Origin of the sequence: Pseudomonas sp. NBRC 111131, assembly GCF_001320525.1 — a bacterium.
Taxonomy (GTDB): domain Bacteria; phylum Pseudomonadota; class Gammaproteobacteria; order Pseudomonadales; family Pseudomonadaceae; genus Aquipseudomonas; species Aquipseudomonas ceruminis.
The window spans coordinates 26,745-38,738 of sequence record NZ_BCBH01000002.1; the positions used below are offsets into that span (position 1 = coordinate 26,745).

Genomic DNA, 11,994 nt, shown 5'->3' on the forward strand with positions numbered 1-11,994 from the left:
CAAGGACGGAGCCTGCATGGCCTGGCCAGCGATAAGCGGCAGGACTGTCGCACAGAGCCAGGCACATTATGATGAGTGACGTTGTGATCGTTTAGGATCGAGGTCTGAGCATGGAATGTCACGTTCGTCGCGCCACGAGCAAAGATGCAGCAGCGATTAGCCACGTGGTAATTGCCGCTCTGCGTCAGTCAAATTCACAGGACTACGCGCCCGATATCATCGCTCAGGTTGAGCGCAACTTTGCTCCTGAAGCCGTCACGGTACAACTCGTCCAGCGCAAGGTTCTGGTAGCCTTGCTGGGCGATACCATCATCGGCACTGCCAGTCTCGACGGTGAGGTAGTCAGGAGCGTTTTCGTTGATCCTGCGCATCAAAAAGGCGGTATCGGTCGGCAGCTGATGGGTGCCATTCATGCCATCGCTGTCCGCGCCGGTGTTGACGCTGTGCGTGTGCCATCGTCGATTACAGCTGAACAGTTTTATGCCGCGTTGGGTTATCAGAAAATCCGCGACGAGTTCCATGGGGCTGAGCGCACCATCGTCATGGAAAAACGGCTCTAGGATGTCTCCAACTGGGCGCCTGGATTGCGCCGCTGATGGAGATATGACTAATGCTTTCTAACGAGCGTTCCCTTTGAAAGCGTTCGTTATTTGAGAACGTCGCCTGGGGTCATCTGGAATGAAGGCGCTGGCTAACGTCAGGAATGAGGGTGGATCGCTGGTTGCACCAACCACAGCGAAAATCGTCAGGGTCAGCTAGAGTTTTTTATGGGTTCAAGACCGTGAGATAACGATCATGCTTAAACAAGAAGCAGACGACGTGATTGAGCGTATCCGGGACGAATTGAAAAGGCACGGGGTGCTGATCGGCTACGATCCTGAGTTTACCACGCCTGAATTCGGCTGCGACCTGGATCACCATGTGGCACAAGTAAGAGAAGATCCGGAAACCCGTGTCGTGCGTATCGTGATACATGACGAAGGCTTGTGGGCCCTGCTCAGGCAGGGGTCCGTGTACCGCTGCGTCGTCAGTGAATGCAACGGGAAGCTATTCGGCATGCCGATTACCATTGAACCTCGAACCGATGAGTCCTACACGATTCAGTACAAACTCTAATGCGTCAGCCGGGTAGCCTGGCGGCAAGACTAGCCGACCAGGCGCCTGCTCCGATCCAGTTTTGAGGATGACCAGTGCCGTTCGAACGGGCGGCTGCAATCATGAGCCAGTGAGATTGGACAATTGCTACCCAGTCAATGAATGCTTGCCTGATGAATAATGAATCGCCCCAAAGCAGAAGCTTAGGAGCGATTCACCATTACAGCCCTATCCGGGCAGGCTCAGGTGCAGCAAGGGGAAGGGACGGCCCTCGCCATCCAGCGGAGAACGACCTGTTTGAACAAACCCGTAATGTAAATAAAACCCTACCGCTTCGGGGTTCTGTTCATTCACATCAACACTCATCTGACTGCGCGAAGTGCGGGCATGATCCAGCAACGCGCGGCCAATCCCTTTCCCTCGCAGATCGGGTTCGATGAAGAGCATTTCTACATGGGTTTCATTGAGCCCGATGAACCCTAGCGGGCAGTCCTCGGCATCTACCGCAACCCATACTTCAACAGCGGGTAGGTAAATATCGCGGAGCTGAGGAAGCAATGCCCCAATATCGGATTCTTGCAGGAAGTGATGGGTGGCGCGAACGGAGCGCAGCCAAATGTTGAGCAGGTGCGGATGGTCGGCGTTAGTAGCCTGACGAATGATCATAGAATCATCCTTAACACTTTATATCGGAAATGAGGGGCGCTAGTCGATCGCGACCGTATAAGTGTCGGCAACGTGTATGACCGCTTCGCGAGTTAACGCCTGGGCGGTTCACGGCAGAGGTGGCCGGAAAGGAGGGAGGAAAGAAAAGTACTGAGAGGTCTTCGGGGTGTCAATAAAAAATTACGAATAGAATGACAGAAGCAGGCTTGGGGAGTCAGGCCGTAGGGATCTGTGAATCGCCCCTGGTTTCCTAGACACCCTCCAAGCTCAGAAAATACCGTTTCTCATACTCCACCGGCGACAGCTGCATAGCACTAGGGTGTTTTCCAATTCTTTATCGCTGAATGGAGCCTGATGCGCTAAATGAACTGCGACCTTTGTTCCAGCCAAACCAGAGAATGGCCAACGCTGCGGATGCCAGCCATGGCAATAGCAATGTATTGAGCATCTGCCAATCCAGTTTCTGCAGCAGGGATGCCGCGCCGAATGAACAGCTCAGCCCTACTGCAAAGATCACCATGTCGTTGATGGCCTGCGCCCGGCTTTTTTCCGCAGATGTATAGCTGGAGGTGAGCAAGGTGGTCCCACCGATGTATAGAAAGTTCCAGCCCACGCCTAGCAGGACCAGAGAGGTGGCGAAAGATCGGAAACTCGTGCCTGTCCAGGTCATCAGGACGTGCGCCATGAGCGTGACGACGCCCGCCAGCATGACCTTGAGCACGCCAAGGCGGGCAATCAGCGTGCCGGTGAAGAACGACGGCAGGAACATTCCAAGAACATGCAACTGGATCACTGTCGAGGCCGTACTGAGGTCGTGATGGTGATGCAACATGGCAAGGGGAGTGGCTGTCATGGCCAGGATCATGACCCCGTAGCCGGTGGCGGCGCCAAACAAGGCAACCAGGTACACGGGCTGAGACACGACCTTCCACCAGTGTCTGCCCAATCTGGGATCGGCGTGGTCTGCCTGGACATTCGGCATGCGCAGTGACAGTAGAACGACTGCCGCAGTTGCAGAAACCACCGCCAGGATGAGGAAGGAGCCGACATACAGCGTTGGCAGCAGAGGGCCTCCGATACGTCCTACGGTAGGCCCCAATAGGGCCGCGATTACTCCCCCCGCGAGGACCAGTGATATCGCTTTAGGTCGGAAGGCATCGTCTGCGACCTCGCTCGCCGCGAAGCGATAGAATTGGGCGAATGATTGATAGCTACCGATGAGAAAGGTGCCGACTGCCATTACCGCTAGCGATGCTTTCCAAACACCATAGGCCGCTATCAGCGATCCCAGCACGCCGAGCAGTGCGCCTAGCAGGAAGCCTGCCCGGCGACCTCGGCGAGCCATCCAGCTGGATGCAGGAAACATCGCCACGGCGGTGCCCATAAACATACTCGCGATTGGCACCGTCCCCAGGTCCGCGCGGTCGGCGATCAGCGTGCCAGCCAATCCCCCCACTGTCATCACCGCTACCGAGACCGTCTGGAAGAGTGCTTGGGCGCAGGCCAACAGGAAAACCTGTCGGTGCATTCTTGTGCCAATCATGGGGTGTCCTTTCTGGTGGTCGGAACCGTCCGACCGGTTGGTGTAGAGGATTGGCAAATTATTGGAATCGACTTAACATTATTCAATCGAATAATATTCGCCAACTGACTCAAAAAAATTAATGAACAGGATACCGATAGACGTCAGGCACTTGCAGACCCTGACGGCCCTGCGTGACAGCGGCAGCGTTTCAAAGGCGGCCACTTGGATGCGGCTGACACAGGGGGCGCTTTCCCATCACATCAAGGCGCTGGAAGATTTCTACGGCGTGCCTTTATTCATCCGCAAATCATCACCTGTCATCTTCACGCCCGCCGGAAAGCGTCTGCTAGAGACTGCCGACAAGGTCATTCCTGTTTTGCACGAGACAACGCGTGATGTTCTGAAGATTGCCCATGGGACCACCGGCACCTTGAGGATCGCCATCGAATGTCACACATGCTTCGACTGGCTTATGCCTGCCGTCGATGCCTTTCGGGCACGCTGGCCGGAGGTTGAAGTGGATCTGGTGTCCGGGTACCACGCCGACCCTGTCGGCTTGCTGCATCAAGGTGAGGCGGATCTGGCCATGGTGTCGTGTCGCGAGCCAGAAGCGGGAGTCGATTTTCACCACCTGTTCCGCTCGCGCCTGGTTGCCCTGGTGGCCAACGATCATGCTCTGGCCACCAAGGATTACTTAGATGCCGACGACTTTCGCGATGAGACGCTGATCACCTACCCGGTCGAAGAGTCTGCGCTGGACATCCTCCAGTTGTTGCTCAAGCCGGCAGGAATAAGTCCGTCACGGCGCACGACTGAACTGACCGTAGCCATCCTCATGCTAGTGGCCACCCGACGTGGAATCGCGGTGCTGCCTCGCTGGGCAGTGCAGACCTACCTGCAACGCCAGTACATCACCGCCAAGCCGATTACGCGCGGTGGTCTGTTCGCTGAGATTTGGGCCGCGACCCTCACGACTGATAGCAGTAAGCCCTATATCGTGGAGTTCATCGAGCTGATCAAAGAAACCAGTGCCGCTACGCTGACGGACATAGAACCTATCGACTAATCGAGCGACGTGGGTGCTGCAGGGTAGTGTTCAGTACAGCTGACGTCGCCACCGGCAGATAGTAACGATGAGGGTTCCAATCCCCCCGACGGTGAGTTCAATAAGCTCACGTCGACTGATGGATCCCGAGTAATGTTGAGTACACCGAGGAATTTGTAATGCGAGACAAAGCCCACTGGGAACGTGTCTATACCGAAAAAAATGCTGACAGCGTCAGCTGGTATCAAGAGCATGCTGCGAGTTCCCTGGACCTTATTCATCGCACTGGGGCTAAGCCCTCAGCAGCCATCATCGATGTTGGTGGTGGTGCATCGACACTGGTCGACGACCTGCTGCAAGGGGGGTTCTCCGATATCACAGTGCTCGACTTGAGCGTCGCTGCCCTCCAAGTAGCCCAATCCAGATTAGGGGCACGGGCCAACGCCATCAAATGGTTGGAGGCAGACATCACGCGTGTAGAGCTCCCTATGCACCGCTTCGATCTTTGGCATGACCGGGCCGTTTTTCATTTTCTCACTGATTCAGCAGATCGAGAACGTTACCTTCAAGCAGTAGAGCGTGCGGTTAAACCCGGCGGATTCGTCATCGTCGGCACATTCGCCGAGGATGGCCCAGACCTCTGCAGTGGCCTTCCAGTGCAGCGCTATACTGCACAGGATTTGCACGGCACCTTCGGTGCGCAGTATGAGCTGTTGGGCCAGGCGAAAGAGGATCACCGCACCCCCTTTGGTACGGTGCAAAAGTTCATCTATTGCTATTGCCGCAAACTGATTTGACAGACCCACTCATCCGTAGGCAAGGCAAAGGGCAATTCACCGACGCCGGACCTGCACCCTTAATGGCGCCTGATCCTCAAAGGATTGGGGATCAGATACCGCCCCCCGTATAACTGCCGCCACACCTATGCGACAATATGCTCAATGTCTGGTCTCAACCCCGCATTTATCGCCCAACAGCTCGGGCATAGCGTGCAGATGCTCTTATCGACTTATGCGCGCTGGATTAACTCGTCCCACGACTGGCAAGGGCTGGAAAAGCTCCAGATTGGTCAGAAATTGGTCCGTAGCTGCGAAGAAGCCACGTAAGTTATTGATAGGTAAGCTCCTTGATCTCCACCGCTAATATCACCATGCAGTTCGGCTCCAAGCCGCTGTTCGAAAACGTTTCGGTCAAATTCAACAACGGCAACCGCTACGGCCTGATCGGCGCCAACGGCTGCGGCAAGTCGACGTTCATGAAAATCCTCGGTGGCGACTTGGAGCCGTCCGGTGGCCAGGTCATGCTCGAGCCCAACACGCGCCTGGGTAAACTGCGCCAGGACCAGTTCGCCTACGAAGACTTCACCGTCATCGACACGGTGATCATGGGCCACGCCCAACTGTGGAAGGTCAAGGCCGAGCGTGACCGCATCTACTCGCTGCCGGAAATGACCGAAGAAGACGGCATGGCCGTCGCCGAACTGGAAACCGAATTCGCCGAAATGGACGGCTACACGGCCGAATCCCGCGCCGGCGAGCTGCTGCTCGGCCTGGGTATCCCGCTGGAACAGCACTTCGGCCCGATGAGTGAAGTGGCACCGGGCTGGAAGCTGCGCGTGTTGCTGGCCCAGGCCCTGTTCTCGGACCCGGACGTGCTGCTGCTCGACGAACCGACCAACCACCTGGACATCAACACTATCCGCTGGCTGGAGACCATCCTCACCGCGCGCAACAGCACCATGGTGATCATTTCCCACGACCGGCACTTCCTCAACAGCGTCTGCACCCACATGGCCGACCTGGACTACGGTGAGCTGCGCGTGTTCCCGGGCAACTATGACGAATACATGACTGCCGCTACCCAGGCACGCGAGCAGTTGCTGTCGGACAACGCCAAGAAGAAAGCCCAGATCGCTGAACTGCAGACATTCGTCAGCCGCTTCTCGGCCAACGCCTCCAAAGCCAAGCAGGCCACTTCGCGCGCCAAGCAGATCGACAAGATCCAGCTGGCCGAGGTCAAGCCGTCGAGCCGGGTGAGCCCGTTCATCCGCTTCGAGCAAACCAAGAAGCTGCACCGCCAGGCGGTAACCGTCGAGAAAATGGCCAAGGCCTTCGACGACAAGGTGCTGTTCAAGGACTTCAGCTTCACCATTGAAGCCGGCGAGCGTGTGGCGATCATCGGCCCGAACGGTATCGGCAAGACCACCCTGCTGCGCACCCTGGTGGGTGAAATGACGCCGGACAAGGGTGAAGTGAAATGGACCGACAGCGCCGAAGTGGGCTATTACGCCCAGGACCACGCCCACGACTTCGAGGACGACGTGAGCCTGTTCGACTGGATGGGCCAATGGACCACCGGTGAACAGGTGATCCGTGGCACGCTCGGCCGCATGCTGTTCTCCAACGACGAGATTCTGAAATCGGTCAAAGTGATTTCGGGTGGTGAACAAGGCCGCATGCTGTTCGGCAAGCTGATCCTGCAAAAACCGAACGTGCTGGTGATGGATGAACCGACCAACCACCTGGACATGGAATCGATCGAGGCGCTGAACCTGGCACTGGAAAACTACCCGGGTACCCTGCTGTTCGTCAGCCATGACCGGGAGTTCGTGTCGTCCCTGGCGACCCGCATCATCGAGCTGACAGCGGATGGTGTGGTGGACTTCAGCGGGACCTATGACGACTACCTGCGCAGCCAGGGTGTGGTGGTCTAAGGTCGCTGAGCACGCTTGGTTTCCTTGAGGGGACTGGGCTAGCCTCTTCGCGGGTGCACCCGCGAAGAGGCACTCCCCCCGAAGCACGGCATTTCCGTTAGCCTGCTTTCATTTTCTTCGCGCAACGGCCATGATGACGCCACGCCCAACCGCCCGCCCGCGAACGAGCCCATGACCGCGCAACAACCCGCCCCCGCCAGCCATACCTTCACTATCACCCTGCAGATCCTGACGATTGTCTTCTACACCTTCATAGCGTTTCTCTGCATCGGCCTGCCGATCGCGGTGTTGCCCAGCCATGTGCATGACCAGTTGGGCTTTGGTGCGGTGATCGCGGGGTTGACCATTGGCTTGCAGTACCTGGCCACCCTCCTCAGCCGCCCGTTCGCCGGGCGGGTGGCTGACACCCTCGGTGGCAAGCGCGCTGTGCGCTATGGCCTGCTGGGCATCGCCGGCTGCGGGGTGCTGACCTTGCTTTCGGCCTGGACCGTGAGCTTGCCGCTTTTGAGCTTGGCGCTTTTGCTCGTCGGGCGCCTGGCGCTGGGGCTCGCCCAAGGGTTGATCGGTGTCGCCACCCTGAGCTGGGGCATCAACCAGGTGGGGCCTGAGCACACAGCGAGGGTCATTTCCTGGAACGGCATCGCCTCGTATGGGGCCATTGCCATTGGCGCGCCGCTGGGCGTGCTGGCAGTCGATGGCCTGAACTTCAGCGTGCTGGGCCTAGCGTTGCTAGGGCTTGCCGCGCTCGCCCTGGTGGTACTGCGCAAGCGCCCGGACGTGGTGGTGGTGCGCGGTGAGCGCCTGCCGTTCTGGTCGGCATTCGGCCGCGTGGCCCCTTGCGGCCTGGGGCTTACCCTGGCATCGATCGGTTACGGCACCCTGACGACCTTCGTCACGCTGTATTACCTGGAGCGGGGCTGGGTTGGTGCGGCCTGGTGCCTGAGCGCTTTTGGGCTGTGCTTCATCATTTCGCGGTTGCTGTTCGTCAACGCGATAAACCGCTTTGGCGGCTACAACGTCGCCGTCGTTTGCATGGCCACCGAGGTGGCTGGCCTGAGCCTGCTCTGGCTCGCGCCCTCGCCTGCCTGGGCATTGATCGGCGCCGGCTTGACTGGCTTCGGGCTGTCATTGGTATACCCGGCCCTGGGCGTGGAAGCGATCAGGCAGGTGCCCAGCAGCAGCCGCGGAGCCGGGCTGGGTGCTTATGCGGTGTTCTTCGACTTGGCATTGGCCATCGCCGGCCCGCTAATGGGTGCCGTGGCGGTGCACTTGGGCTATGCCTCGATATTCTGCGTTGCGGCCCTGCTGGCGCTGGCCGGGGTTGGTTTAACGTTGCTGCTGGCCAGGCGCAGCCAGCGCGGCTGAGCGCTCAGCCTGCTCCGGGGCACCCAGCGCCTGGCTGAAAAACGCCGCGGTGTCCTGTTGCAGTGAATGGTGGATATGGCGGCGATCGACGCCGTCGGCATCTTTGCACAAGGCCGCCATGCGCACCCGCTGCTCGTCATCGCAACGGGCCATGAACACAAAGTGCCCGGCACCGGCCAGCAGGCGATAATCCGGGGTGACCGGCAGCTTGCGGGCCAGCGCTTCGGCATTGCGGTCCACTGCCAGCAGTTGGTCGTTGTCCCCGGTGTAAATCAAGGCCGGCACCTTGACCCCGGCCAAGGCGTGGCGACCGAACATCAGGCTCAAGGGTGCCATCAGCATCACGGCTCCCACGCGGGCGTCAGCCGTGGGTGTCAGCTCACTGCGGTCGGCAATCAGCACACCGTGGGTCTTGCAGGCGTCGGCGTCGGTCGGGCGCTCCAGGCAATATTGGCGAAGACGGTCGAGATCGGGCTGCGCACCCGACAGGATCAGCGCAGTCTCCCCGCCGGCCGAATAGCCGATCACGCCCACCTTGCCGTCGTTCAGATAAGGCCCGAGCAATGCGTCGTCACGGGCCGCTGTGATGGCGGCACTCACCTGCAGCGGTCGGCCATAGAGATTACTCAAGGTACCCAGGCGGCTATGGTCGCGGGCGTTGTCGCCTGGATGCACCACGGCCACCACGACAAAGCCCTGACGTGCCAGCGAGGTGGCCAGGTAGTGCAAGGCCAGCGGGCTGCCAGTGTTGCCGTGGGAGAGCACCAGCAGCGGGAACTGGCCAAGGGCGACCGGAGCCTCTTCAGCGACCTCGACCGGGTAACCGTCGATGTGCAGGCTGTGGGGAGTACCTTGGGCCGGATAAAAGGCGAGTGCCTGCATGGGGCGGGCATCGACCGGGTCATCCAAGATCATGTGGTGCAGGCCGGCCACCCAGGATGCCGCCTCGGCAGTGGGCAACAGGCCGCCAAGCAGGAGCAGTGCCAGCAAGCAAGGGGCAATGTTCATCAGCCGCTATTCCACGCGCAGCGAGGGGATAGCGTGAGGATAGAACTGCCCAGTGTGATGGCAGATGAAAAATGGATGAAAAAACCGGCTGGCGCGTCTGCGACAGCCGGTTTGTCACAAGGGCCGATCAGGCCGCCGCGAACAGCGCGTTGGCAATCTGCGCCTGGGCGGCGTCGATGGCCTTGCTGCGGTGTTCCGGGCCGTAGGCCAGGCCTTGGGCGCGAACGATCTCCAGGTCGGTGATGCCGATGAAACCCAGGAACACATTGAGGTAGTCCTCATGGCCAACCCCGGTCGGCTGGCCTGCGTGCACACCGCCGGCAGTCGATACCAGCACCACTTTCTTGTCACCGCACAGGCCCTGCGGGCCAGCTTCGGTGTAGCTGAAGGTCTTGCCGGCAACGGCGACACGGTCGATCCAGGCCTTGAGCTGGGTCGGCACGCCGAAGTTGTACATCGGCGCACCGATGACCACGGCGTCGGCGGCCAGGAATTCGTCCAGGGTTTCGGCGCTGAGCTTGGCCTCGAACGCCTGCGCGGCGTCACGCACGCCTTCTGGCGTACCTGCAGCCACCAGGGTAGCTGCGGAGAAGTGAGCGATGGCATCGGCGGCCAGGTCGCGGTACACCACTTCGATACTCGGGTCGGCGGCTTTCCAGGCTTGGACCACTTCACGGCTCAGTTGGCGCGAGGCGGAATTGTCGCCCAGGATGCTCGAATCGATGTGCAACAGTTTCATGGGACTCTCCTGCGAATGAAGACCGCGGCGTTGGGCGATCACAATGGGGAGAATCCTACCGAGGCGCCTAATGAGTGATAAGTCAGTAAAAATGCGTTAGTTTGTCCCACAGATAGAACAGTGAGCCCCTGCGATGCAAGACCTCAACGACCTCTTTTATTTCGCCCGCGTGGTCGAAGCCGGCGGTTTTGCGGCTGCCGGGCGCCAGCTGGGCATCCCCAAGTCGCGCCTGTCGCGACGCATCGCCGAGCTTGAAGAGCGCCTGGGCACCCGCTTGCTGCAACGCACCACGCGCCAGCTCAAGCTGACCGCCGTGGGCGAACGCTACCTGCACCATTGCCAGTCCATGCTATTGGAGGCCGAGGCCGCCGACGAGGTGGTGGCAAGCATGAGCAGCGAACCCCGTGGGCGCTTGCGAGTGTCTTGCCCGGTGGCTTTGGCCCATGCGTTCCTGCCGCAGGTGATCAGCCGCTTCCTGGAACAATACCCACAAGTGCAATTGGACATGGTCTTGCTCAACCGCCGCGTCGACCTTATTTCGGAGGGCATCGACGTTGCCCTGCGGGTGCGTGACCTGGGTGACGAAGACCCGGCACTGGTCACCCGCCGGCTGCGTCAGGCACAGATGCAACTGGTCGCCGCGCCGGGCTTCGCCGACCATATCCGCGAGCCGGCCGAACTGGCCTCGTTGCCGGTGCTTGGCGCAGCAGAGGCAGACCGGCTGGTGCATTTTCGCCTGCTCGGGCCCCAGGGCCGCCAACAGGACATTGCCCTGGAGCCGCGCCTGGCAATTGATGATTTTGTGGTGCGCAACGCTGCCGTGCGCGCCGGGCTAGGCTTTACCGCCCTGCCCAGCATGTTTTGCGAAGAAGAACTGGCACGCGGCGAACTGGTGCGCCTGTTGCCCGACTGGTCGTTGCCTGGCGGCTACCTGCAGGCGGTGTACCCCCACCGGCGTGGTTTGTTGCCGGCAGTACGGGTATGGATCGACCACCTGGCGGCGTCGTTCGAGGCATGTGGAGAGCGTTATGTCTAAACACACAATGAACGAAGCGCAGGTTGCCGCCTTCTGTCTGAGCCTGCCTGGGGCGCAGGAAGACTACAAATGGGGCGGTATCCGGGTGTTTTCGGTCGCCGGCAACAAGATGTTCGCGGTACTCGATCTTGCGGGTGCGGGGTTGTCGTTCAAGGTGGCCGATGAGCTGTTTCTGGGCTACTGCGACCGGCCCGGCGTGCGCCCGGCCCCCTATCTGGCGCGGGCGCGGTGGATCAGCATGGCAGCGCCCTACCCCATGGGCAGGGATGAGCTATGCGACCTGCTGCAGCGCTCGCATCAACTGGTGGTGCGACGACTGGCGAAGCGATTGCAGGTGGGTTTGCTGATGTGAATCGCCTGGGGCGCCAGGCAGCCGTTATATCAACGACGCAAGCTGCCCCAGAAACAGGTGGTCGGCCCAGAACGCTTGATGTACCAGCACAATCCCCCAGAACACGACCTGATACGACACCTTGCGGGTCTTGTGGCGAAACAACTGCTGGGCCACCAGTGCGCCCGGCCAGCCTCCCAACAACTCACTGGCGTGCAGCACCTTTTCGGGCGTGCGCCACGCCTGGGTGCGGGCCTGGTGCTTGTCTTGCCAGTACAGCAACAGGGTGATCAGGCTCGCCGCCGGATATACCGCCAACGGCCACCATGAGCCCCCGCGCCACGCCATTTGCGCCGCACCCACTGCCGGGAGCAGGCACAGCGCAGCCAGCATCAGCAGTTTCAGGCGTACGTTGCGTACACCCTCCACTTTGCGAGCGGCGCCCTCCTTGGCCGTTTGTGTGCGCGCCAT

Annotated in this window: 13 protein-coding genes and 1 pseudogene; 9 read left to right on the plus strand and 5 right to left on the minus strand. The window is 60.0% G+C overall.

Going from position 1 to position 11,994, the window contains the following annotated elements:
- Nucleotides 1-110 precede the first annotated feature (110 nt).
- Nucleotides 111-560 carry a GNAT family N-acetyltransferase gene (locus tag APH34_RS02235; RefSeq protein ID WP_054899545.1) on the plus strand — a complete coding sequence of 150 codons (450 nt, stop codon included), beginning with the start codon at nt 111-113 and terminating at the stop codon, nt 558-560.
- A gap of 235 nt (nt 561-795) precedes the next feature.
- Nucleotides 796-1,116 (plus strand): hypothetical protein, encoded by a 321-nt coding sequence (locus tag APH34_RS02240; protein WP_054899546.1) that lies wholly within the window; start codon nt 796-798, stop codon nt 1,114-1,116.
- 207 nt (nt 1,117-1,323) lie between these two features.
- Here APH34_RS02240 and APH34_RS02245 read toward each other — a convergent pair whose 3' ends face one another.
- Together APH34_RS02245 and APH34_RS02250 are read right to left on the minus strand one after the other, a co-directional pair.
- Nucleotides 1,324-1,761, minus strand: a complete 438-nt coding sequence (locus APH34_RS02245) for an acetyltransferase (RefSeq protein WP_054899547.1) — start codon at nt 1,759-1,761, stop codon at nt 1,324-1,326.
- A gap of 334 nt (nt 1,762-2,095) precedes the next feature.
- Complete coding sequence (locus APH34_RS02250) at nt 2,096-3,304, minus strand: MFS transporter (protein WP_054899548.1); 1,209 nt, start codon at nt 3,302-3,304, stop codon at nt 2,096-2,098.
- 151 nt (nt 3,305-3,455) lie between these two features.
- Here APH34_RS02250 and APH34_RS02255 point away from each other — a divergent pair, with 151 nt between their 5' ends.
- The 5 genes and pseudogenes from APH34_RS02255 (at nt 3,456) to APH34_RS02270 (ending at nt 8,409) form a co-directional block, all read left to right on the plus strand.
- A complete protein-coding gene (locus APH34_RS02255; protein WP_256215512.1) occupies nt 3,456-4,352 on the plus strand; it encodes a LysR family transcriptional regulator in 897 nt (298 codons plus the stop codon).
- A gap of 158 nt (nt 4,353-4,510) precedes the next feature.
- On the plus strand, nt 4,511-5,128 hold the full coding sequence (locus tag APH34_RS02260; RefSeq protein ID WP_054899550.1) for a class I SAM-dependent methyltransferase: 618 nt from the start codon (nt 4,511-4,513) through the stop codon (nt 5,126-5,128).
- 63 nt (nt 5,129-5,191) lie between these two features.
- Nucleotides 5,192-5,437: pseudogene (locus APH34_RS29860) on the plus strand (site-specific integrase); the annotation flags it as partial.
- Nucleotides 5,438-5,457: 20 nt separating this feature from the next.
- Entirely contained in the window at nt 5,458-7,044 is a 1,587-nt protein-coding gene (locus APH34_RS02265) for an ABC-F family ATPase (RefSeq protein WP_054899551.1), read from the plus strand.
- Nucleotides 7,045-7,215: 171 nt separating this feature from the next.
- Entirely contained in the window at nt 7,216-8,409 is a 1,194-nt protein-coding gene (locus APH34_RS02270; protein ID WP_054899552.1) for an MFS transporter, read from the plus strand.
- Here APH34_RS02270 and APH34_RS02275 read toward each other — a convergent pair.
- Both APH34_RS02275 and APH34_RS02280 read right to left on the minus strand, forming a co-directional pair.
- On the minus strand, nt 8,371-9,417 hold the full coding sequence (locus APH34_RS02275) for a dienelactone hydrolase (protein WP_054899553.1): 1,047 nt from the start codon (nt 9,415-9,417) through the stop codon (nt 8,371-8,373). The genes APH34_RS02270 and APH34_RS02275 overlap by 39 nt on opposite strands.
- A gap of 127 nt (nt 9,418-9,544) precedes the next feature.
- Nucleotides 9,545-10,156 carry an FMN-dependent NADH-azoreductase gene (locus APH34_RS02280; protein WP_054899554.1) on the minus strand — a complete coding sequence of 204 codons (612 nt, stop codon included), beginning with the start codon at nt 10,154-10,156 and terminating at the stop codon, nt 9,545-9,547.
- 133 nt (nt 10,157-10,289) lie between these two features.
- Here APH34_RS02280 and APH34_RS02285 point away from each other — a divergent pair, with 133 nt between their 5' ends.
- Both APH34_RS02285 and APH34_RS02290 read left to right on the plus strand, forming a co-directional pair.
- Nucleotides 10,290-11,192, plus strand: a complete 903-nt coding sequence (locus APH34_RS02285; RefSeq protein ID WP_054899555.1) for a LysR substrate-binding domain-containing protein — start codon at nt 10,290-10,292, stop codon at nt 11,190-11,192.
- Nucleotides 11,193-11,199: 7 nt separating this feature from the next.
- Nucleotides 11,200-11,544 (plus strand): MmcQ/YjbR family DNA-binding protein, encoded by a 345-nt coding sequence (locus APH34_RS02290; RefSeq protein WP_371263290.1) that lies wholly within the window; start codon nt 11,200-11,202, stop codon nt 11,542-11,544.
- A 24-nt stretch (nt 11,545-11,568) separates the two neighbouring features.
- On the opposite strand, the gene APH34_RS02295 is transcribed toward APH34_RS02290, so the two are convergent.
- A complete protein-coding gene (locus APH34_RS02295) occupies nt 11,569-11,994 on the minus strand; it encodes a DUF1294 domain-containing protein (RefSeq protein ID WP_054899557.1) in 426 nt (141 codons plus the stop codon).